Annotated in this window: 23 protein-coding genes; 14 read left to right on the top strand and 9 right to left on the bottom strand. The window is 57.1% G+C overall.

The features are described 5' to 3' along the window. Positions 1-42 precede the first annotated feature (42 nt). The gene (gene hglS / locus AC13CN_RS09935; protein ID WP_074211270.1) at positions 43-1413 is read right to left on the bottom strand and encodes a 2-oxoadipate dioxygenase/decarboxylase HglS; all 1371 of its coding nucleotides are present in this window, start codon (positions 1411-1413) and stop codon (positions 43-45) included. 195 nt (positions 1414-1608) lie between these two features. Here hglS and AC13CN_RS09930 point away from each other — a divergent pair, with 195 nt between their 5' ends. Further along, complete coding sequence (locus AC13CN_RS09930) at positions 1609-2478, top strand: DUF72 domain-containing protein (RefSeq protein WP_253556785.1); 870 nt, start codon at positions 1609-1611, stop codon at positions 2476-2478. A 157-nt stretch (positions 2479-2635) separates the two neighbouring features. Continuing rightward, positions 2636-3979 carry a sodium-dependent transporter gene (locus AC13CN_RS09925; RefSeq protein ID WP_253556787.1) on the top strand — a complete coding sequence of 448 codons (1344 nt, stop codon included), beginning with the start codon at positions 2636-2638 and terminating at the stop codon, positions 3977-3979. A 49-nt stretch (positions 3980-4028) separates the two neighbouring features. On the opposite strand, the gene AC13CN_RS09920 is transcribed toward AC13CN_RS09925, so the two are convergent. Next, entirely contained in the window at positions 4029-4247 is a 219-nt protein-coding gene (locus AC13CN_RS09920) for a PA3496 family putative envelope integrity protein (RefSeq protein WP_054640739.1), read from the bottom strand. Between the two features lie 255 nt (positions 4248-4502). Between AC13CN_RS09920 and hexR the strand changes: the two genes are divergently transcribed. The 3 genes from hexR (at position 4503) to AC13CN_RS09905 (ending at position 8880) form a co-directional block, all read left to right on the top strand. After that, positions 4503-5357 carry a transcriptional regulator HexR gene (hexR, locus tag AC13CN_RS09915; RefSeq protein WP_044629315.1) on the top strand — a complete coding sequence of 285 codons (855 nt, stop codon included), beginning with the start codon at positions 4503-4505 and terminating at the stop codon, positions 5355-5357. 91 nt (positions 5358-5448) lie between these two features. Then, positions 5449-7647 carry a DNA helicase II gene (gene uvrD / locus AC13CN_RS09910; RefSeq protein ID WP_253556789.1) on the top strand — a complete coding sequence of 733 codons (2199 nt, stop codon included), beginning with the start codon at positions 5449-5451 and terminating at the stop codon, positions 7645-7647. A 144-nt stretch (positions 7648-7791) separates the two neighbouring features. Further along, positions 7792-8880: a TRAP transporter substrate-binding protein gene (locus tag AC13CN_RS09905; RefSeq protein ID WP_074211266.1), complete on the top strand. Its 1089-nt coding sequence runs from the start codon at positions 7792-7794 to the stop codon at positions 8878-8880. A gap of 91 nt (positions 8881-8971) precedes the next feature. Here the strand turns inward: AC13CN_RS09905 and AC13CN_RS09900 are convergent, their stop codons facing one another. Further along, on the bottom strand, positions 8972-9385 hold the full coding sequence (locus tag AC13CN_RS09900; RefSeq protein WP_058577681.1) for an acyl-CoA thioesterase: 414 nt from the start codon (positions 9383-9385) through the stop codon (positions 8972-8974). Positions 9386-9516: 131 nt separating this feature from the next. Here AC13CN_RS09900 and AC13CN_RS09895 point away from each other — a divergent pair, with 131 nt between their 5' ends. From AC13CN_RS09895 to cysZ, 6 genes are all read left to right on the top strand, one after another. Then, a complete protein-coding gene (locus AC13CN_RS09895; protein ID WP_289113214.1) occupies positions 9517-10464 on the top strand; it encodes a PstS family phosphate ABC transporter substrate-binding protein in 948 nt (315 codons plus the stop codon). 95 nt (positions 10465-10559) lie between these two features. Then, the gene (locus AC13CN_RS09890) at positions 10560-11678 is read left to right on the top strand and encodes an ABC transporter permease subunit (protein ID WP_044629311.1); all 1119 of its coding nucleotides are present in this window, start codon (positions 10560-10562) and stop codon (positions 11676-11678) included. Continuing rightward, on the top strand, positions 11678-13090 hold the full coding sequence (gene pstA, locus AC13CN_RS09885; RefSeq protein ID WP_062374500.1) for a phosphate ABC transporter permease PstA: 1413 nt from the start codon (positions 11678-11680) through the stop codon (positions 13088-13090). The genes AC13CN_RS09890 and pstA overlap by 1 nt, the downstream gene beginning before the upstream one ends. Beyond that, positions 13084-13896, top strand: coding sequence for a phosphate ABC transporter ATP-binding protein PstB (pstB, locus tag AC13CN_RS09880; RefSeq protein ID WP_172515111.1), 813 nt, complete (start codon positions 13084-13086; stop codon positions 13894-13896). The genes pstA and pstB overlap by 7 nt, the downstream gene beginning before the upstream one ends. Before the next feature lie 30 nt (positions 13897-13926). After that, the gene (phoU, locus tag AC13CN_RS09875) at positions 13927-14652 is read left to right on the top strand and encodes a phosphate signaling complex protein PhoU (protein ID WP_044629308.1); all 726 of its coding nucleotides are present in this window, start codon (positions 13927-13929) and stop codon (positions 14650-14652) included. Between the two features lie 69 nt (positions 14653-14721). After that, complete coding sequence (gene cysZ / locus AC13CN_RS09870; RefSeq protein ID WP_054640738.1) at positions 14722-15456, top strand: sulfate transporter CysZ; 735 nt, start codon at positions 14722-14724, stop codon at positions 15454-15456. A 64-nt stretch (positions 15457-15520) separates the two neighbouring features. On the opposite strand, the gene AC13CN_RS09865 is transcribed toward cysZ, so the two are convergent. From AC13CN_RS09865 to AC13CN_RS09840, 6 genes are all read right to left on the bottom strand, one after another. Then, positions 15521-15847 (bottom strand): hypothetical protein, encoded by a 327-nt coding sequence (locus tag AC13CN_RS09865; RefSeq protein WP_054640737.1) that lies wholly within the window; start codon positions 15845-15847, stop codon positions 15521-15523. A 576-nt stretch (positions 15848-16423) separates the two neighbouring features. Beyond that, positions 16424-16723, bottom strand: a complete 300-nt coding sequence (locus tag AC13CN_RS09860; protein ID WP_044629305.1) for a hypothetical protein — start codon at positions 16721-16723, stop codon at positions 16424-16426. A gap of 319 nt (positions 16724-17042) precedes the next feature. Then, positions 17043-18335 (bottom strand): phosphate regulon sensor histidine kinase PhoR, encoded by a 1293-nt coding sequence (gene phoR / locus AC13CN_RS09855; RefSeq protein WP_054640736.1) that lies wholly within the window; start codon positions 18333-18335, stop codon positions 17043-17045. A gap of 2 nt (positions 18336-18337) precedes the next feature. After that, positions 18338-19027, bottom strand: a complete 690-nt coding sequence (phoB, locus tag AC13CN_RS09850; protein ID WP_054640735.1) for a phosphate regulon transcriptional regulator PhoB — start codon at positions 19025-19027, stop codon at positions 18338-18340. Between the two features lie 109 nt (positions 19028-19136). After that, positions 19137-20027 carry a 4-hydroxybenzoate octaprenyltransferase gene (gene ubiA / locus AC13CN_RS09845; RefSeq protein WP_062374510.1) on the bottom strand — a complete coding sequence of 297 codons (891 nt, stop codon included), beginning with the start codon at positions 20025-20027 and terminating at the stop codon, positions 19137-19139. A gap of 38 nt (positions 20028-20065) precedes the next feature. Then, complete coding sequence (locus tag AC13CN_RS09840) at positions 20066-20638, bottom strand: chorismate--pyruvate lyase family protein (protein WP_054640734.1); 573 nt, start codon at positions 20636-20638, stop codon at positions 20066-20068. Positions 20639-20725: 87 nt separating this feature from the next. On the opposite strand from AC13CN_RS09840, the gene AC13CN_RS09835 reads away from it, so the two are divergent. The 3 genes from AC13CN_RS09835 to AC13CN_RS09825 all read left to right on the top strand — a co-directional run bounded on the left by AC13CN_RS09835 (position 20726) and on the right by AC13CN_RS09825 (position 22646). Continuing rightward, positions 20726-21922, top strand: a complete 1197-nt coding sequence (locus AC13CN_RS09835) for an NAD(P)/FAD-dependent oxidoreductase (protein WP_054640783.1) — start codon at positions 20726-20728, stop codon at positions 21920-21922. Positions 21923-22017: 95 nt separating this feature from the next. Then, positions 22018-22290: an HU family DNA-binding protein gene (locus AC13CN_RS09830; protein ID WP_018918476.1), complete on the top strand. Its 273-nt coding sequence runs from the start codon at positions 22018-22020 to the stop codon at positions 22288-22290. Continuing rightward, on the top strand, positions 22290-22646 hold the full coding sequence (locus AC13CN_RS09825; protein WP_044629301.1) for a hypothetical protein: 357 nt from the start codon (positions 22290-22292) through the stop codon (positions 22644-22646). Before AC13CN_RS09830 ends, AC13CN_RS09825 begins: the two co-directional genes overlap by 1 nt. The last annotated feature ends 29 nt before the right edge of the window (positions 22647-22675 follow it).

The raw sequence follows: 22675 nt of genomic DNA, 5'->3' as shown, positions 1-22675 counted from the left end.
CTTCGGTGATGTGGTTAGCCGTGTTGCATTTGTCGCCTCGTTCTAACACCTTCCCGCAAGCACCGCCAGCGCCTTGTCCAGTGATGCCTGCTGGCGCTGTGCATACAGCGCAATTTCATCAATCACGGAGGCCCCCAGGTCACGCTCGAATTGGGCTTGGTTGGCTTGGCTTGCGTATTCATCGCGCTGCTCGCCGCCCAGGTTCGACTGGAAGATGCCCGCCGCGCTAACCGGCAGAAAGTCCTCATAAATCATGGGCTGGCAAGTCAGCGCGCCTTGCTCGATGAGTGCGTCAAGGGTATCCGGGTTAATCTGCGCGGGTAGTGATGCAGTGGTACCCGGCACGGCGTGATAGTGGAAGAACGCCAGCCCTTCACGACGTAGCGTGGCGTGGTCGTCTGGGAATGCTTGGAACACTTCCGCCAGCTGCGCCTGATGAGCGCTGTTATCTTTAGCGGGAGGCAACTGCTGCGACTTGGCCAGCAGGCGGTCGTATAGCGCGCGTCCTTTTTGAGTGAGAGCAACCCCGCGCTGCTCGATTTCACCGAAGCGGGCGGTATGGTGTCCCGCCACGCTGTCGGCAAAGGTAATGGTCTCTTCCAGCGCTTTGAAACTGGTTTGGCGCAGTAGAATCGGGCAGCGGCGACGGGGCGGACCTTCGATCACCGCCTTAGGGTCGATGCCCACACTCGGCATCTGCTGCTGTACTGCATCGATATCCAAGGTGCGCGGGGTTAAATGGTTGATATGCGGGCCTCTAAAGCTCACCACGTCGGCAATCAACCGATGCTCTTGATGCAAACGGTCGTAGGTGGCGCGGTCGGCGGTGGCATCGTGGTGCCAGCGGAACGTATTGAGCGCGGCCTGCACGAATGCCTTGGCATCGGTCGCGTTTAGGCCACCCTGCTCTTCGCAGCGGGCGATTAGCGCCTGGGCCTCGGGGGTGACGATTTCACGGTGGGAGAGAATTTCCCGCGCCTGCTCGCGAAGCGCTGCGTTTTCGATGAGCTCTAGCCGCAGCAGCGAGGTAAAGACACGAAAGGGATTGCGCTTCAAGGCGTCATCATCCACCGGGCGAAACGCCGTGGAGTGCACCGGTACACCGGCAGCAGCCAGGTCGTAATACCCCACGGGATGCATGCCCATCACCGCAAACATACGCCGTAGCAGTGACAGCTCTTCAGGCAAACCAACGCGGATCGCTCCATGGCGCTCAACGCTAAGGCGCGCCAGTTCGTCTGACGCTTCGAGCGTATGTGCTAAGGCGGCATCCTCTGCCAGCACATCATGATTCACGCTCTCTACCAGCGAGAGCAACGTGCCATATTGCGGCACTTCCTGTTGATACATCGCCGACATCGCTTTGGAAAATTGATCGCGAATATCGTCGGCGCTTACATAAGCAGCATCCATGGGGCTTCCTGTTGGCCATCTTGTGAGTGTTATAACGATTACCATAGTAGCGCTGCAGCGACGGGGGAAATTGCATAAATTTGGCCGTTATCTTCATTAACACGCCTTGAGCCCCCGCCACAGCCCATGGTGTTACGGTTACACTAAGCCTTTCTGTTTCGACAATTCTACGTTTCGACAAAGGCCACCGCTTAGATGACTGCCTCACGCTCGCCTCTACCGCTCTATCTGGGCTTGCCCATGTGGGCCAATCAGGATTGGCAGGGCAGCCTCTACCCGCGCCAAGCCAAAACCGACCTGCTCAGTGATTACGCGGCAGTGTTTTCCAGCGTGGAGGGCAATACGACGTTTTACAGCGGTGCGCCCAAATCCGACACCATCGCTGCTTGGGCCCGCCAAGCCCCAGCGCACTTTCGCTTTTGCTTCAAACTGCCGGCGAGCGTGACGCATGACCAGCGCCTCGGCAGTTTAGCGTCTGCCTGGGAGTTTATAGAGGCAATGACGCCGCTCCATGACCGGCTTGGTCCAACCATGGTCCAACTACCGCGTGATTTCGGCCCCTCAGAGTTACCTAAACTCGAAGCATTGCTCGCCCACTGGCCAGCGTATCTGCCCTGCGCCGTGGAGGTGCGCCACCCTGTTTTTTTCCACAAGGGTGAGGAGGAGAAAGCCTTCAACCAATTGTTGATAACTTATGGCGCCAACCGTGTGATGCTCGATGTGCGCCCCGTCTTCTCGACCCCTGCCAATGGCCATGCAGGTCTCGCTCATGCCCAACAGGAAAAGCCGAAAGTCCCGTTACACGTGCTTTCCACAGCGGAGCTGCCGATTATTCGCTTCATTGGCCATATTGACAAAACCATTAATACTCGCTACTTCGCTCCGTGGATAGAGCGCCTAAAGCTGTGGATAAGTCAGGGGAAAACCCCTTTCTTATTTGTGCATACAGCGGATAACCGCGAGTCCCCCGAGATGGCTCGACACCTGTACCACACCCTTCAACAGCACATCGCACTGCCTGAGCTTGACCCCTTTGCCGATGAAAAGCAGAGCCAGCTGTTTTAAGCCGTCTTTTTAGATGAGCTGACTGGCATGCCCTACCATGATCGGATAAATTGCGCGTTCTTTCGGAAAAGTACGCTGGCAATTTCTCTATTTCCGAAAATCGGCGCAGCAAGCCGATAACGACTCATTACAATTGAACGTATAACACAGGTGATTTATGGCAAAACTTGCACATGCACAGTGGTCATCGCGTATGACCTTTGTGCTGGCCGCAGCGGGCTCAGCGGTTGGCTTAGGAAATATTTGGAAGTTCCCGTACATGGTGGGCGAAAGCGGCGGGGCTGCTTTCGTATTTGTTTATCTGCTTTGTATTGGGCTCATTGGCTTGCCCATTCTTGTTTCTGAGTGGCTTATCGGGCGGCGCGGCCAGAAGAATCCAGCAAGCACGATGTCTGAGCTGGCACGCCAAGCCAATAAATCCAGTATGTGGGCCGTGGTGGGTATTAGCGGCATTGTGGGGGCGTTTTTAATCCTGTCGTTCTATAGCGTGATCGGCGGCTGGTCGCTCTACTACACCCTTAACTCAGTAAGCGGCACCTTCAGCGGCCAAGACGCCGACGGCATCGGGGCGCTGTTTAACGGTATGCTCAGCAACCCCGGGCTACTCCTGCTTGGCCACTCTGCCTTTATGCTGTTGGTGATTGGTATTGTTGCCCGTGGTGTAACAAAAGGGCTGGAAGGCGCTGTACGCATCTTGATGCCGGTACTCGCGTTACTGCTGGTCGTGCTGATCGGTTATGGCATGTCGACCGGCCATTTCGGTGAAGCGCTGGCATATATGTTCAACCCGGACTGGAGCAAGCTAAGCGCAGAGACAGTCCTGGCCGCGTTAGGGCACGCCTTTTTCACCCTGTCGCTGGGTATGGGCATCATGATGGCGTATGGCTCTTACCTGGGCAAAGAGATCAACCTACTCCAAACCGCCCGCACAGTGATCATTATGGATACGGTGATCGCTCTCGGCGCAGGTCTTGCGATCTTCCCCATCGTGTTTGCGAACAACCTTGACCTAGCCTCAGGCCCTGGGCTGATCTTTGTTACGCTGCCCTTAGCATTTGGCAATATGGACGGTGGCTCTCTGCTGGGTTTGATGTTCTTCCTGCTACTCACTTTCGCAGCGCTGACCTCGGCCATTTCGCTGCTTGAGCCCGTGGTTGAGTTTATTGAAGAGCGCACGCCGCTGTCTCGCGTGATGGCGACCGTTGTTGCCGGGGTGGGCGCTTGGGCGCTGGGTATTGCCGCTCTGCTCTCCTTCAACGTGTGGAGCGAGCCGCTCATGTTCGGTATGGGCGTGTTCGACCTACTGGATACGCTGACCAGCAAAATCATGCTGCCGCTTACCGGCTTGGGTGCGATTCTCTTCGCTGCGTGGTGCTTAGAGCGCAAGAGTGTCGAGGCTGAGCTTGGGCTGTCAGCCACTGGCGTAAGCGTATGGAACATACTCGCACGCTTCGTCGCGCCCGCAGGTGTCATCGCCGTGTTCGTGGCCGGCTTGATCTAAGCCGTCACCGCCCCGCTAATCGGCGGGGCAGTCTCTTCGCACGCGGTTGTTAGTGCAGTTCGCTCTCTTGCGGTTCGTCATCGTCCGGCAAGGGAGCGATATCCCGCGACAATTTCTGAAACTCCCGATGCAGCTCAATCCCTCTGCGTGCCCTTAAGCTACGCTGGGCGGCGCTGCGCCGACGTTGGGCATGCTCATCGACCTCCATACTCATGAATATGTCGAGCAATTCGCTTTTTACCGAGGTCATTCGTTCGATGTTTCTCATAATCGACGCTCCTCCAGGTGAAGTTGCCTACGTCCACCTGCATCCGTGACGACTGATTTTTAAATGATGCAGTGCGGCACGTCACTTCTTACTATAACCTACTTGACAAAATGATGACGATTCTTGAAGAAAGGGGGTTAACGCCCTTTAAACGGCAGCCATTACGGGTGATTACCGCTGCCCTCTTCGCGTCACTCAGGCATACTGTGGCCACCTAGGCTGCATAAGCACGATCGAGAATTTAAGGAGCTGAACGTGAGCCGCGCCCTGTTCGATGAAATGAGACGCCGCATGGAGCATTTCCGTCGCTCCGAACAAAAGGTAGCGCGGTTCGTGCTGCGTAACCCCGATGAAGTGATCCATATGCGGATCGTGGACCTTGCCACCGAGGCGAAGGTGAGCGAGCCTACCGTGGTGCGCTTCTGCCGCGCCCTTGGCTGCAACGGTTTCCAGGACTTCAAGCTTCAGCTCGCCCAGATGCTGGCCAGCGGTAGTCAGTTCGCCCAGTTCTCGATGAACGATAGCGACTCGGTGGCGGAGTTCTCTCACAGCATTTTTGACTCCACCGTCGGCACACTGCTGTCGGTACGCGATCGGCTCGACAATGAAGCCTTGGGGCGAGCAGTGAATGCACTGGCCATGGCCAACCGGGTGGAGTTTTACGGCTTTGGTGCCTCTGGTGCCGTGGCGTTCGATGCCCAGCACAAGTTCTTCCGCCTGCAGATCTCGACCTCCGCCTACGCCGACCCTCACATGCAGAACATGTCGGCAGTGACACTGCAAGAGGGCGATGTGGTAGTGGCGATTTCACAAACCGGGCGCACCAAGGCGCTGGTGGCCAGCGTGCGCTTGGCCCGCGAAGCGGGCGCTACGGTGATTGGCCTGTGCCCCAGCGAGTCGCCGCTGGCCCATGAAGTGAGTCTACCGCTGTTTATCGATGTGCATGAAGATACCGAGATTTACACGCCGCTCAGCTCGCGCATCGCGCACTTGGTGCTGATCGACGTGCTGGCCGTTGGTGTCGCGAAAACCCGCGGCCCCAAACTCGCCGAGCAGCTTAAAGCGGTGAAAAAGAGCCTGACCACGCTGCGTTACCCAGACGACCACTAACGGCGGGCTAACGCGACGCACGCTGTATACCCAGCCAGTGGGCGGGCTGTGCTAAACTGACCGCCCATTTTTCGAACCGGCAGCGGCTTATATGGACGACGTCACGGCGATACTTGATCAGCTCAACCCCGCCCAACGGGAGGCCGTCAGTGCCCCCCAGGGCAACCTACTGGTACTGGCGGGGGCTGGCTCCGGTAAAACCCGCGTGCTGGTTCACCGCATTGCCTGGCTGATGCAGGCCGAGGGGCTGTCTCCTTATGCGCTGCTGGCGGTCACGTTTACCAACAAAGCGGCACGGGAAATGCGCACGCGCTTAGAAGCGCTGCTGGGTATTTCCATGCGCCACGTGTGGGTCGGCACCTTCCACTCCATTGCCCACCGGCTGCTACGCACCCACTGGCAAGACGCCCGCTTGCCCCAACACTTTCAAATCATTGACTCCGACGACCAGCTCCGGCTGATCAAACGGCTGCTCAAAGATTACTCGATCGATGACGAGCGCTTCCCGCCCCGCCAGGTGCAGGGGTTCATTTCTGGTTGCAAGGAAGAGGGCCTGCGACCCCATCAAGTGAACGTCAATGGCGATGCGTACCTCGCCCAGATGGTCGAGCTCTACGAGCGCTACCAGTTCACCTGCGAGCGAGGCGGGCTGGTGGATTTCGGTGAGCTGCTGCTGCGCAGCCTGGAGCTTCTGCGCGACAACCCGCCGCTGCTGAACCACTATCGCGAGCGCTTTGGCCATGTGCTGGTAGACGAGTTTCAGGATACCAACACCCTTCAGTACGCCTGGCTGAAACTGCTCACCGGCCAGCAAACGCCGATGACCGCCGTGGGCGATGATGACCAGTCCATTTACGGCTGGCGGGGTGCCAAGGTCGAGAACATTCGCCGCTTCGAAGAAGAGTTTCCCAACACCCATACCGTGCGCCTAGAGCAGAACTATCGCTCTACCAGCGCGATTCTGGAAGCGGCCAATACGCTGATCAGCCATAACAGCGAGCGGTTAGGCAAAAACCTCTGGACCGATGGTATCAAGGGCGAGCCGATCTCGGTGTATGCCGGGTTCAACGACCTGGAAGAAGCCCGCTACATCGTCGACACCATCAAAGAGAAAATCGAGGAGGGCTTCAACCGTCGTGATGTGGCCATTCTTTACCGCTCTAACGCCCAGTCGCGACTGCTGGAAGAGACGCTGATTCGCCAAGGGATGCCCTACCGCATCTACGGCGGCCACCGCTTTTATGAGCGACTGGAGATCAAAAACGCCCTGGCCTACCTTCGCCTGCTGCTCAACCGGGACGACGACGCCTCCCTTGAACGCGTCATCAACGTGCCCACCCGAGGCATTGGCACCCGCACGGTGGAAATTGTTCGCCACCGCGCACGAGAACAGGGCGTTTCGCTCTGGCAGGCGCTCCACGACGCGATTCAGGATGGCACCTTAAGAGGCCGGGCGGGCAACGCCGTGCAGGCCTTCGCCAACCTAATCGAGCAGCTCGATAACGACGCCGCCGGGCTGCCTCTGCATGAGATCATCGACCATGTCACCGCGCACACCGGGTTGATCGAGCACCATAAAAGCGAGCGTGGTGAGAAAGGCCAGGCGCGGGTCGAAAACTTGGAAGAGCTGGTCACCGCTGCCCGCGCCTTCACCCATGGCGACGCCTTCGAGACCCCGGAAGCCGGAGAAGGCATGGCCGCGCTGGAAGCCTTCCTTTCGGAAGCCGCCCTCAACGCAGGCGACCATGAAGCCGAGGAGTTCGAGGACAGCGTGCAGCTGATGACGCTGCACTCGGCGAAAGGGCTAGAGTTTCCCGTGGTGTTTATCGCCGGTGTGGAGGAGGGGCTGTTCCCGCATAAGATGTCGGTGGAGGAGCCGGGGCGGCTCGAGGAGGAGCGTAGGCTTTGCTATGTAGGCGTTACCCGCGCCATGCAGAAGCTCTACCTGACCCACGCAGAAACCCGACGCCTGCACGGCAAAGAGGTGTTTCCACGCCCTTCGCGCTTTCTGCGCGAACTGCCGCCCCACCTGCTGGAAGAAGTGCGCCTAAGGGGCCATATCTCCCGCCCGGTAACCGCATCGCGGCAAAGCTTCGCCCAAACCAGTATCGAGAGCGACGGCGAGCTACCTGCGCTGCATGTCGGCCAGCGGGTCGAGCACCCGGTATTTGGTGAGGGGATTATTCTCAACGCCGAGGGCGAAGGTGCCCGTGCTCGCGTGCAGGTAAGCTTCGACGGTAACGGCGTGAAGTGGCTCGTGCTCGGGTTTGCCAAGCTTACGCCGCTTTAAAACCTATCGCCGTTTTAAAGCCTAAAAAGGGCAAGGGAAGACAGACACTTGCCCTATAAAAGCTGCTTAGCGCATACTGACGGGCGGACACTGCGCTCACTGCGCTTATAAAAAACAGCCTATAATTTCGGAGTCATGCCCGCCATGCAACGCCGCCAATTTTTGAAAACCGCCGGCCTGGGTGCCGCCGGTGTCGCTGCTGCCCCCTTTGTTTCTACCGCCAGCGCTAACGAAACCTACACCTGGGATATGGTGACCTCCTGGCCGAAAAACTTCCCCGCCCTGGGTACCGGTGCTAACGACTTTGCTCGTCGTGTGGAACAGCTCTCTAACGGCCGCATGCGCATTCGCGTTCACGGTGCAGGCGAGCTGGTACCGGCACTGGAAGTCTTTGATGCCGTCGCCGCTGGCACGGCTGAAATGGGTCACTCCGCGTCTTACTACTGGCGCGGTAAAGTCGCGGCTTCCCAGTTCTTCACCGCCGTGCCATTTGGCATGACCACCACTGAAATGAACGCCTGGCTGTACCACGGCGGTGGTCAAGAACTGTGGGATGAGATCTACGCCAACCACAACCTGAAGCCGTTTGCCGTGGGTAACACCGGCACACAGATGGCGGGCTGGTTCAAAAAAGAGATCAACTCCCTCGACGATATGCAGGGCCTGAAGCTGCGCTTGCCGGGTCTCGCCGGTGAAGCCATGAACGGCATCGGTGTGAGCACCGTGAACATGGCCGGTTCTGAGATCTTCACCTCGCTGCAAACCGGTGCGCTAGACGCCGCTGACTGGGTGGGTCCGTATAACGACCTGGCCTTTGGCCTGCACCAAGTGGCAGACTACTACTACACGTCAGTGTGGAACGAGCCCTCTGCCGTCCTTGAAGGCACCATCAACCTGGATGCGTGGAATGCACTGCCGGAAGACCTGCAGGACGTGATCCGCGAAGCGGCACGCGCTTCTAACCTAGCGATGATCAGCGAGCTTGCCTACCGCAACGCCCAGGCCCTGGAAACGCTGGTGGAAGAGCACGGTGTGCAGCTGCGCACCTTCCCGGAAGACGTGATGGCCGCGCTGTACGAGTCGTCTAAAGAGGCCATTCAGCGTCAGGTAGATAGCGACGAAGAGTCTCGCCGCGTTTACGAATCCTACTCGGCATTCCAGAAAGTGGTGCGCCCGTTTAGCGATGCGGGTGAGTACGCTTACCTGAAGAGCCGCGACAACGTAGGTGCATAACCTGTTCTCGGCTAATGACACTCGGCTAATGACAAAAGGGCGCCTCGGCGCCCTTTTTGCTGCTTTGTAGATAGAACAAGTGACAGAAAGCTTAGCCGTGTACGGCGCGAATACGCCCATTGTCGTCCAGCGCCACCATCACAAAGCGTGCTTCGGTGACTTTCTGGCGCTCTTCAATATGGCGGCCGTGGGGCGGGCGCACCCATACCTCTACATCAATTTTGATGGAGCTGTGGCCAATGTCTTGCACTTGAGTATACACGCTCACCATAGAGCCCACCCGCACAGGGCTGAGAAAGTCCATCGCCTCAATGGCCACCGTGGCAGTGCGCCCGCCGGCTTCGCGCCCGGCGGCCAACTCCGCCGCTTGATCCATCTGATTCACCAGCCAGCCGCCAGGAATATCGCCATAGAGATTGGTATCTTGTCGAGAAGCCAGTAACTTTAAGGTGAGCTGCCCTTTTGGGGCGGGTACATCGTCCAAGTCGGTGTCCAGCGGTGTCATAAGGTGGTCGCTTTGTAAGGTTATTGTTGTGATGTTACTCGGTGATACGGATGAGTGTCGTGTTGCTGCATCGCAACAGGCTGGCGATAGATAGTTAATCATAAGAGGGGTGACGTTTGAAGGGCAATGGTTTGAAGCGCTATCGCTTGAGGTTTAACCAACACTACCGCCTCTGGTTGGCAGGCGGGCTGCTATTTTTTTGCGCCTGCGCTTGGGGGCAACCAAGCCCTGTTGGGGGCACTTTAGGGGCGGTTGGCTCCGACACCATGGCGGGGCTAATGCTACGCTGGGGGGAAGCGTTACATCACCGCTACCCTGATATTACGCTGCAGTTTCAAGCAGGCGGTTCCGCCAGCGCACCGACCGCCTTGGTAGCGGGCACAACGCGCTTTGGGCCGATGTCGCGCCCGATAACCGAGCGCGAGCGCCAGCAGTTTATCGAACGTTACGGCTACCCCCCTCACGAGCTGAGCGTCGCTCGGGATGCCCTGTTGCTGGTGGTTCACCGTCATAACCCACTGGCATCGCTAACCCGCAAGCAGGCCGATGCCATCTTTTCCACATCGCTGGACTGCGGAGGACCCCAACCCATTCGCCGCTGGGAAGACCTGCTGCCCGCAGATCAGTGGCCCTATGGAAAAATTGCCCTGCACGGCCGAAATTTAGCCTCGGGCACCCATAGGCTATTTCAGGAACAGGCGCTATGTAACGGCCAGTTTCGCCGCGATATTAGCGAACACCCCGGCTCTTCAGCGGTGATTGCCGCCGTAGGCGAATCTCCCAACGCCATGGGCTATGCGGGCTATAACCACTTAAATCCCATGGTACGCGCGCTACCGCTGATCAACGATAAAGGCACTGCCATTACCCCCAGCGTGGCGACAATTCAGGACGATACCTACCCGCTCTCGCGGGATCTCTACCTTTACGTTAACCTGCCGCCCGGTGAGAGACTGCCGCCCGCCGAGCAGGCGTTTCTTGAACTGATTTTCTCGGATGAAGGGCAACAAATTGTACAAGCCGCTGGCTTTGTGCCTCTGCCTCAGACCCAGCGCTCACCTCTACTGCTTGGCGACTAAACTGTCACTTAACTGTCATAAACATGACGTAGGGTATAAAGCTTCGGCTATGTACGTACTTTTTGCTACGGCACTCGTTTCTTTATGATGTCGACATGACTCCTCCACGGCTTCCTTTTTTGCGTCAGCCGCTGCGCCTTATCCACGACCGTATTGCGACCGGGCTAATCACCGCCGGTGGTATTGGTGTTCTGTTGGCTATCCTCGCCATTGGCGTGTTCCTTATTTGGGAAACACTGCCGCTGCTGGCGTTTGGTGACGCGTTTTCGCTCAGCACCTTATCACCGCTTGCCTGGGGTACTCTTAAAGCAGCCCTCGCCGCGATGCTGTTTGCCACGCCTATTGCGCTGGGTGCGGCCATGTATTCGGCGCTGTTTATGTCGACACGACTGCGCAGCCGGGTAAAACCTATTCTTGAGCTGATGGAAGCCATCCCCGGCGTGGTGGTGGGCTTTATTGCCGGGCTACTGCTAGCGCCGTGGGTAGAGCGTCACTTAGCCAGCACTTTGCTAGTGATCGTTTGGCTACCGCTTAGCGCCGCATTGGCAGGCGGGCTCTGGTATCTCGCCAACGCCCGCCTGCGCCAGTGGCTGCCGCTCTCTTGGGCAGGCGTCTGGCTGATGCCGTGGCTGGCCATCATGGTCACGCTGGCCTTATGGCTATCTCCGCTGATGGAGCAAGCGTGGTTCGGCGGCGATCTTCGCCGCCTGCTCGACCAACAGTACGGGCTGGACTACGCCACTCGCAACGCGCTAATTGTGGGGATTGCCATGGGGTTTGCGGTGATTCCCAGCATCTACTCGCTGGCAGAAGACGCCCTTGCCGATGTGCCCGCAAGTTTAATGGAGGGTGCCCAAGCACTGGGGGCCAGCCGCTGGCAGGCGCTGTGGAAGGTGGCGCTCCCCACAGCAGGGCCAGGGGTCTTTTCAGCGGTCATGATTGGTGCCGGGCGCGCCGTGGGCGAAACCATGATTGTGTTAATGGCCAGCGGCAACACCGCTCTCTTTAGCGCCAGCCCCTTTGAAGGGCTACGCTCGCTTTCTGCGTCTATTGCGATTGAGCTGCCGGAAGCTTCTCCCGGAGGCCTTACGTACCATCTACTAATTTTTGCCGCGCTATCCTTGTTTATCTTCACCTTTTTAGTCAATACGTTAGCGGAAGTGGTGCGTCAACGTCTGCGGCGGCGCTATCAGCGTTTAGGAGGTAAACTCTAATGCGCTGGTCATTTCGCCCATCTCGTATCAGCGCTATGGGTAGTCTGCTGTGGCCCTGGTTGTGCGCCGCTAGCGTTGCCTTGTCGCTGCTGATGCTCGCCACGCTGCTCACCCTGCTCGCCACGCGCGGACTTGGCCACTTTTGGCCCGCCGCGCTGGAAGAGGCCACCCTTCACTCAGGCGAAACGGTCATCGGCCAGCCGGTGCGAGAAACCCCTCTGCCTAACACAGCGGGCATAGAGCGGCTCTACTTTACCGGCAACCGAGATATCGACGGCGCAAGCTGGCGCTGGGTGGCCCTGGACGATATCGACACCGTCGCCGTGCCCGACGACCTCATCCGGTTAGAGCGCTCCCCCTGGGGCGACTTTATTGGCCGCCTGGAGGCCGTAGAGAGCGAAGGTCAGCATTTTGAGGATGACGCCGCCTGGGCGTTTGTCGCTCGAGCCCTGACACTGCCCGACAGCCAGCGCCCTAACGCACAACTCCAACTGACCGCCGCCAATGGGCACACCATTACCCAGCCGCTGTCGGGCGTCACGCTTTTTCAAGCGCCCAACGCCATGTCCTGGGGGCAGAAAGTCGTCGTCTGGAGTGAGCGCATTTGGCAATTCCTCAGCGAAGGCCCGCGTGCAGCCAATACCGGTGGCGGCGTTTGGCCCGCTATTTTCGGGACGGTGCTGATGGTGATCCTGATGTCGGTCATCGTGACACCGTTTGGCGTGCTGGCCGCCATTTATCTGAATGAAATCGCGCACCAGAACCGCCTAACCCGCTTAGTGCGCATCGGCGTGCGCAATCTCGCAGGGGTACCCTCAATTGTATACGGGGTATTTGGCTTAGGAGTGTTTGTTTACGGCATCGGTGGCTCCATCGACAGCTGGTTTTTTGAGGATGCGCTGCCCTCGCCCACCTTTGGAACCGGCGGCCTGCTCTGGGCATCGTTGACTCTGGCGCTGCTAACGCTGCCGGTCGTCATCGTAGCCACCGAAGAGGGGCTAGCGCGTATTCCCGACGCCCAGCGGGAAGGTGCAGTGGCGCTGGGTGCCACCCGTTTGGAGATGCTGACCCGCGTGGTACTGCCCATGGCCACCCCCGCGATGCTCACCGGTGTGATTTTGGCGGTAGCTCGAGCCGCAGGGGAAGTCGCCCCGCTGATGCTGGTGGGCGTGGCAAAACTGGCCCCGCAAATGCCCGTCGATGGCGAATTTCCCTATCTGCATCTAGAGCGCAAGTTTATGCACCTCGGCTATCATTTATTTGATACCGCTTTTCACGGTGAAGATGTCCAAGCCGCTATCCCACTGGTGTTTGCCACCGCTCTGCTGTTAGTGCTGATTGTGCTGGTGCTTAATCTAACTGCCATATTTCTGCGTCATTATTTAAGGCGTCAACGAGGGAACGAATGCTAGCGTTATCGTCCGCCAACCCAACTCAAGCACCGGTAACTCGATTTTCAGCCGAGACCTGCTGTTTGAGCATCAACCAGTTTCACCTCGCTTATGCGGGGAAAACGGCGTTGCGCGACCTAACGCTTGACGTGCCTCGCCATCGAGTCACCGCTTTCATCGGCCCGTCGGGCTGTGGCAAATCTACTTTGCTGCGTGCGATTAATCGGCTGCATGACCTGAATGAGTCGGTGACGCACCATGGGCAAATCCAGTTAGAAGATCAGGACATCCACGCCCCGCAGATGAACGTTACCGAGCTGCGACGCCGTGTGGGCATGGTGTTTCAAACGCCCAACCCGTTTCCGATGTCGATCTATGAAAACGTGGCGTTTGGGCTGCGCCTGCAGAGGCGCCTGCCTAAGCGCAAACGCGACGATATTATCGAGTGGGCGCTCACCTCAGCCGCCCTGTGGGATGAGGTGAAAGATCGCCTGCACCGTTCCGCGTGGCAGTTATCCGGTGGGCAGCAGCAGCGCTTAGTGATTGCCCGCACGCTGGCCGTACAGCCCGATGTATTGCTATTGGATGAGCCGGCCTCGGCGCTCGACCCTATTTCTACGCTTAAAATTGAAGAGCTAATTCGTAACCTGAAATCCCAGCTCACGCTGGTACTGGTTACCCACAATATGCAGCAAGCCGCACGGGTATCCGACTACACGGCTTTTTTGCAGCAAGGTGAACTCGTTGAATACGGGCCAACGGATCAAGTGTTCACCAACCCGCGTTTACAACGCACTGAAAACTACATTACCGGCCGCATGACCTAGGCCCAACCGACGTTACGTCAGGAGTGCTCAATGGATATTACGAGCGATAGCCACAGCCAGCATATCTCTCGCCAGTTCAACCAGGAGCTGGAAGAGCTGAAAACCCACCTGATGGCCATGGGCGGTCTGGTGGAAAAACAGGTACAAGACGCCGTTCACGCCCTGTTGGAAGGCGACAGCCGTCTGGCCGAAAAAGTGCGTGACAACGACCGCCAAGTGAACGACCTGCAACTGCAGATTGATGATGAGTGTACTCGCGTCCTGGCCCGTCGCCAGCCGGCTGCCTCGGACCTTCGTCTGGTGCTGGCCGTTATTCGTGCCACCTCAGACCTTGAGCGGATTGGCGATGAGGCGAGCAAAATTGCCCGCAACGCCCTACTGCTGAGTGAAAACAGCGGCGGCATTCGTGGCCTGGTCGAAGTGCGTCACATCAGTGAACACGTGCGTAAAATGCTGCGCGATGCACTGACGGCTTTTGCCCGCTTCGATACCGAACTTGCCATGCAGGTTGTGCGTGAAGATGAGTCGGTGGATGACGAATACGGCAGCGCCATGCGCTCTCTAATGACCTTTATGATGGAAGACTCCCGCTCTATTAGCTCCGTCCTCAGCATCATGTGGGTACTGCGGGCACTAGAGCGTGTGGGCGACCACGCCAATAACCTGGCAGAGTACGTGGTCTACCTGGTGAAGGGCCTGGATATTCGCCACAGCGACCCCGACACCTTAGAGCAGAAGGTGCTTAAAAAGTCTTGACCTAGCAGGTAATTCCTCCTGCAATACGCCCAGATGACACATCTGGGCGTTTTTATTTAAGGAGCAAGCATGGTGGATGCAATAACGGCGCTGAGCCAAGGCACACGTTTGGTGTACCAAAAAGGGCTGCGGCGCTACATTTTCCTGCCGATCCTGGTCAACCTCATCGTGTATGCCAGCATGCTAAGCTTGGTGCTCAACCGCTTTGATAGCTGGCTCGACAGTGCCATGACCATGGTCCCCAGCTGGTTGGAGTGGCTCTCTTGGCTTATCTGGCCGCTCTTCTTCGTTAGCCTCTTGGTGGTGATCTTTTTTACCTTCACCCTGGTGACACATCTGATTGCCGCGCCGTTTTACGGCTTTTTAGCCGCTAAAGTCGAGCGTCAGGCTACAGGACGGGAACCGTTGGATGATCGCGGGCTAGCTAAAACGGCCATCGATGCACTGGGTCGCGAACTGGTCAAGCTGGGCTATATTCTGCCGCGCATGGCGGCGCTGTTTATTCTCAGCTGGATACCGGGCCTCAATCTGTTGGCACCGATCTTGTGGGCACTGTTTTCCGCCTGGGTGATGGCCATCACTTACCTTGATTACCCGATGGATAACAACAAGGTCACGTTTCGCGATATGCGCAGCCGTCTTTCGCGCCGCTGGTGGCCTAGCCTCACCTACGGCGGGCTGATCATGCTGGTCACCTGGATCCCGCTTGCCAATCTGTTTTTAATTCCTGGCGCCGTAGCGGGGGCGGTGCTGATGTGGGATGGTCACTACCGTGACACCCAAGATGTTGTCGCACGTCGTTAGAACACGCAGCCATACGCAAAAAACCCCGTCGGAGCGGGGTTTTTTGTGGAATTAATATCAACGCTTACCAACGAAGATCATCACCTTCATCACGGTTCAGCTCGCTAGCATCATAGCCAGCTTTACTGGTAGCCACGTTGTTGGAATCGCTGACGCTGCTTGAAGTGGAGTAGTCCAGCGTATCGCCTTCATTACGGGTCAAGTCACTAGCAGAGTACTGAGCCGGGCCTGACGTATTGTGCGAGTTAGGCTGCATCACATCGTGTCCTGCAGAGCGGTCTTTGTTGAGTTCAATGGATGTTTGGGCAAATGCCATCGGACTTGCTACCAAACCAAAAGCAACACCTAACACTGCAGCTTTTTTAGCTAACTCTTTGTCTTTGAAAAACATAAATTACTACTCCTTTAACATTGAGCCAGTCGACGTAGGGTGGAAACCAATTAAGCGACTACGACTAATGGCTAACTTTACATCTTGTCAAGGCATCCAGAATGCCAAAAATACCACATAAATTAAATATCTGTTAAAAAACATAAACTTATTCACTTTCAATTGCGCGCAATATAAAGCTGCAAAATCATTACCCATACAAATATACTGTATAATAATGGCACATGCGTCGGATAAGTGACGCAAATTGACTCACTTGCCTTGCTGCCCAACCGCTTCATTATCCCCGCCAAGAGGGCAGCCATGCCATTCGCTGGGGTTTATGTGTTAGGCATAAAAAATTAGACCCCGCAGGGCGGGGTCTTGAGAACTCTTACTTTTACACGATACTTACATCTGGCTTCCAATCCTTTTGCGGGGATCCAACCTTGGAATTTACCCTGACCAGTGTATTGATCGCTTTTGATTCACTCCTTGAATCATTGAGAATCCTTGCGATGAGACATCCTTGCCTCTCTAGTTGCTCACTCCTTAAGCGTAAGAGTTTTTTACAGCTTTGCAAAGAAATATTACTCGTTACATACCACTATTTTCTTCTGGGAGTTCTTCGGTGCTGTCATAGGTAGCATCCGAGTCATCACTCATGGAGTTTGGTTCCATGTCGCTGGCGTTATCACCCTCGTCATGGGTTAAATCTGTCTTGTCATGATCAGACGGCATAGCTGAGTCATTAGACTGAGCTTCGACCGGCTGCTCATCTGGAGAAATGTTGTCTGCCGGATCTGCAGGCTCTTGAGCAAATGTCAGTGGGCTTGCTACCAGACCAAACGCTACACCTAAAATACCAGCTTTCTTGAGTAGTTCCTTGGACATCATATTCCGCCTCCTCGATCGCTGTGAAATACCGCTATTTAAGGAAGAGTGACATCTTGTCTTACCAGTTCCTGCAGTAATCTTCCTTGACAAGTATGTAGCAGCCTATATGCCAAAAACTCTCAATAGAAATAAAATCTATTTATATACAGACACTTATAAAAACAACCACTATGCCGATTAACCCTCTAGCACTGGCTTAAGTAGATGATTAGTTGGCTACATATGACACATGCGCGGTGTTTGACCATGATTGCATGCCAATATGGCACACTTATATATAAGTTATGCAAGCCAAGACGGAGAGTGGTATGACACAGTGTTAGCTGTTAACGACACGGGAGGGTGGGAAAACACAGCGGAACAACGCCCCCTCACCGGGTAACGACTCCACTTGAAGCTGTGCATCATGGCGCAGTAGAACGTGTTTAACAATGGCAAGGCCAAGACCAGTACCGCCAGTGGCGGTACTGCGGCCCTTATCAACGCGGTAGAAGCGTTCGGTGAGACGCGGAATATGCACCGGATCGATCCCTTCACCGTCGTCGTCCACTTCAATGCAGGCACTGCCATTGGACAGAGCCACCCAGCGGAGCGTGATTTGACTTCCCTCCGGCGTATAGCGCACTGCGTTGAATGCTAGGTTTGAGATGGCGCTGCGTAGTTCTTGCTCGCTGCCCACCAGGCGCGCCTCGCACTCCAACGCCACCTGAACGCTATGCTGCTGGTTCGAGAGCGCCAGCGCATCCCGGCGAATGCTCTCAAGCATCGACCCAACCTCAAGCGGCTGATGATCTTCGCCTCCTCGGTCAATCTCCAGGCGTGACAAAAGCAGTAGATCATTCACCAAGCTCTGCATACGCTTGGTCTGCTCTTCCATCTGACCAATGCCTTTACTCAGGCGCGGTGGCAGCATCTCTTTAAGATCGCCGTAGGTTTCCAGATAGCCGGAAAGAACGGTGAGTGGGGTGCGCAGCTCATGGGAAACGTTAGCGACGAAGTCGCGGCGCATCTGCTCTAGGCGATGCAAGCGGGTAATATCCCGCGCCATAACCAAGCGCTCGTCATCACCATAGAGCGTGATTTGATACTGCAGAATGCGACGCTCATCAATGGGCGAGGTGAGCGTGAGCGGCTCGCTGTACTCACGGGCATTAAAGTAGCTGATGAAACGCGGGTCGCGCAGCAGGTTAGTAATGTGCTGACCGCGGTCATGGGCGGTTTGCAGGCCTAGCATGTCGGTGGCGGCACTGTTCCACCACTCTAAATCACCGTGGCGATCCAGCATCACGACGCTATCACGCATCGCTTCCGAGGATTCTTGAATACGCGCGAGGGTTGCTCGCAACCGGCTTTGGGTAATGCGTTGGCTTTTTTGGTAACGGTAAAGGCGATCGAATAGCTCGCCCCACATGCCAGTTGCCGCAGGAGGCTCATCGTGCGGGTTGAGCGTTAGCCACTTGAACAGCGCCCTAAGCTGGCGGAGTTGATACACCAAACAGAGCGTTAGACCCGCAGCTAACCCGAAACCGGGGTAACCTAGCAGCCATCCCAGGCACATCCCTAGGAAAGCCAGCCAGATAATTCGCCACAGCTCACGGCTCCACAAACGCACGATTACACCCGAGCAGAGAAACGATACCCAGTGCCACGCACTGTTTGAATCAGATTCTGATGTGCTTCACCTAGTGCTTTGCGCAACCGGCGAATATGCACATCCACCGTGCGCTCTTCTACATACACATTACCGCCCCACACCTGATCAAGCAGCTGGCTACGGGTATAGGCGCGCTCTTGGTGAGTCATAAAGAATTGCAGTAAGCGGTACTCGGTAGGGCCCATCTCCAGCGCTTTGCCATGGGCGCTGACGCGATGGCTCACAGGGTCCAGCAGCAATCCATTGATTTCGATGGGGTCTTCCACACCGCGCGGGGTCGCCCGGCGCAGCACGGCTTTAAGACGAGCCACCAACTCGCGGGGGGAAAACGGCTTGGTGATGTAGTCATCCGCCCCCGCCTCCAGGCCCTGAATTTTATTATCCTCTTCGCCTTTGGCGGTCAGCATAATAATTGGCAGCTCAGCGGTGGCCTCTTCGCGCTTGAGACGACGGGCCAGCTCGATGCCGCTGGTGCCCGGCATCATCCAGTCCAGCAGCAGCAGGTCGGGCTGGTGGTCAACGACCATCGCATGGGCATCCTGGGCGTTGTCCGCTTCAAGCACGCGATAGTCAGCCATTTCCAGCGCCACAGCGATCATCTCGCGAATGGGTGCCTCGTCATCGACAATCAGTACGGTCTTGGCGGTCATCCAGGGCCTCACGGTGTTCTATGAAAACTCGTTTATACAAAACAGTTCAATGACATGTCTGTGACGATGACACCATGACTTAATGACAATTCTATGACACCCAGCATAATTAGCCAGCTGCAGGCCACCAGCTCAGAACAATTCCGGCAAATACCAAGAGCCCTGACCAGTGGTTATTCAGAAACGCCTGGAAGCAGCGGTCGCGGTCACAGTGAAAAATTAACCGCTGCTGATGAGCAAACGTCGCTGCCATGCCTACCAAGCCCAGCCAGAAAAAACCGCCTAACCCAACCCGCAACCCCACCCAGGTAAGCAACGCCAGCGTAGCAAGCTGCAGCAGGCCAATGATGAAACGGTCGGCGCTGCCAAACAGCACCGCGGTGGATTTAATGCCGATTTTCAGATCATCGTCACGATCCACCATGGCGTATTGGGTATCGTAAGCCACCGTCCACAGCAGGTTAGCGCTAAATAGCAGCCAGCCTTCCAGCGGCACATGCCCCAGTACCGCGCCAAACGCCATTGGGATCGCCCAGGAGAAAGCCGCCCCGAGCACCACCTGGGGAAAGTGTGTGTAGCGTTTCATAAACGGATAAATAAATGCCAGCAGCACACCCCCAAGCGAGAGCAGCACGGTAAACCAGTTGGTCAGCAGCACTAAAATAAAGGCGGCGGCCACCAGCGCCACAAATAGCAGCTGCGCTTCGGTTTCGCTGATCCGACCGGTGGCCAGTGGCCGCTGCTTGGTACGCTTTACATGGCCATCGAAGTGGCGGTCGGCGTAGTCGTTCACCACGCAGCCTGCGGCGCGCATCACATATACCCCGGCAATAAAAATCAGCAGTACATCGCGGCCTGGCACGCCCTCTGACGCGACCCACAGCGCCCACAGCGTTGGCCACATCAGCAGCCAAGTGCCAATGGGTCGGTCCAAGCGCATTAACTGTAAGAAATCTGCCAAACGGGCCCACCCGGTCGGGCGCAACAGAGAACGGTCCATGCTCATGCTTACCTCGTCAAAAAAGCTGCTGCGTTAGCCTAGCGCGACGGAAGGCCCAGCGCATCCGCCATGGTAGATAAAAAATACTCCTGAACCAGTAACGAAAGCCCACCATGTTCAAAGACAGAGCGCCGCCCCCATAAGCTATTGGCCGATAGCCCCGGCTGCTGGTGGGTAAAACGTGGCGGCGTCGCCGTGGCTTCCAGCGGCCCACGAACCAAATCGGGCTGCTGAAATAGCCAACTGCCTAACGAGCGTTCGCCCAACTTCCCTAGCCCTTTTCCCTGTAGCTGGTGAAGCGGGGCCACCGAACGCGCTACCACCCACGGCGTTTCATCAACACACAGCGCCACCTCGCGCAGCCACGCGTAGCGGCGTGGCGCGATGCCTAGGGCCAAGGCTTCATCGCGCTGGGGCAGGCCAATGGTTTGGCGCAGCAAGCGCACCCGAAACGCTCCCGGCTCGCCTGCTGCTATGAGGCGCGCGGTTAAGGAATCCGTGGACGCTACCCACTGCCACCAAGGCGCACTCATGGCTGGCTGAGTGGCTGCCACGGGCAGCCACTGAGGGAAGAGCGAAAACGCAGGTGTGGATAACACAGGGGCGGTCACCTAAGCCTCCAAGGCGGTCAATTCAGAGCGGGCTAGTGTAACATGGTGGCTTTACAGGCTTTTGTTCCACCGACGTTTGGTGACGGTATGCCCGACTCACACACGACATCTTCCAGAACACCTCACCACCACGCCGCACTGGTGATTGTGGGCACCGGCATGGCAGGCGTTGGCCTGGCCCGCGCGCTGCGCCGTCAGGGAGATACGCGCACAATCACGCTGGTCAGCGCTGACAGCGGTGATGATTACAGCAAACCGCTGCTGTCGACAGGCTTCGCCAAGCGCTTGAGCCCTGACAAGCTCGCCCAGCGCAACGCTGAAGCGCTCGCCGATGAATTAAACGCACATATCGTTACCCACACCCACGTCACGCAACTGGATGTGGATAACCACGTGCTGCAACTCAGCAGCGGAACAACGCTTGGCTACGATGAGCTAGTGCTCGCCACCGGCGCGGCCCCTCGCACGCCGTTTCGCATACCGAGCGAGCTGGCCGAGCGCTGTTTTACCGTCAACGACTTGGATGACTACCGCCGCCTACACGGAGCACTCAACCAGCCTACTCGCGTCGCGATTATTGGCGCCGGATTAGTCGGCTGTGAATTCGCCAACGACCTGCACGCAGGTGGGCACCAAGTCACCGTGATTGCGCCAGAGAGCGCCCCTCTACCACGCCTACTCCCTGAGCGGCTGGGTAGTACACTGGCCAATGCGTTTCAAGAGGCTGGTATTCATTTAGCGCTTGGACGCACCTTAGAGACATTATCCCAAGATGCAGACAACGCTTTGACGCTGCAACTCGACAATGGCGAGCGCCATACGGTAGATATCATCCTATTCGCGACCGGTTTGGCACCTCGCACGCAGCTTGCTGAAGCGGCAGGGCTGAGTGTTAGCCCCAGCGGCATTCAGGTTGACCGGCAGCTACGCACCAACCAGCCGCATATTTATGCGTTGGGCGATGCCGCGTGTATTGATGGGGTGAACGCCATGTATGTGCAGCCGCTGCAAGCAAGCGTCAAAGCCCTGGCAGCTACCCTTGGCGGCACCCCAACGTCTGTTAGCTTCGGCGCTTGGCCAGTCGTGGTGAAAACCCCGCTGCTACCCGTGGTGGCCTACCCACCCACTCAGCCCCCAGAGCGCTGGCGGATTGAGGGCGACGGCAATGATTTCACCGCGTTAGCGGAAAATAAAGACGGACATTTGATTGGTTTTGCGTTGACAGGCGGCTGCGTGAGAAGGAAAGTGGAGCTTTCCAGAGCTGCCCCAGGCCTGCTAGGCTGATTTTCGCCGCATCCACGACTAGGCTAAAGAAGCGCTGCCTGCTGGGTAGGCTACCAACAACATTGATGTTTGTTTTCCACAAGGGAGATTCCTTTATGCGCAAACCTGAACTCGCTGCAGCCATCGCTGAAAGTGCTGACCTGTCCAAAGACAAAGCGGGCCAAGTGCTCAACGTCATTCTGGACGAAATCACCAACAGCGTCGCCAAGGGCGAAGACGTCGCCTTGATCGGTTTTGGCACCTTTACCGTTCGCGAGCGCGCTGCCCGCACCGGTAAAAACCCGCAAACCGGCGCACCGCTGCAGATTCCGGCCAGCAAAAACGTGGCATTCAAGCCAGGCAAAGCGCTCAAGGACGCCGTTTCCTAATGAAGCTTTCGCTGACGCTGTGGCTGCTGGGCTTTATGCTCAAGCGAGCCCTGCGCCGCAAGCCGCGCTTTCGTGAGCAGCTCGAGCGCATGCGCGGCCTCGACTGGGGTGTCGCTACGGAAGACTTAAGCACCGCCCGCTACTACCGGATGGCGCCTAACGGCATCACCACCGGCAAGGGGTTGCCCGTCGATCTAGATCTTGAGCTGCGCTTTCGCGATCAAGACGCGGCGCTGCGTATTCTCAAGAAGCCTACCCAGCAGGCGTTTCTGGACGGCATGGTGGCAGGAGACGTCCGCCTCGTCGGCGACTCCTCCGATATGAACAAGCTGCAAAAATTGTTGAAGTATTTGTAGCGCCATACGCCCAGCCGCAGGCAACCAGC

Source organism: Vreelandella sp. L-25 (assembly GCF_056857535.1).
Note: the sequence above shows the minus strand (reverse complement) of the source record. Positions and strands in the feature narration are given on the sequence as shown.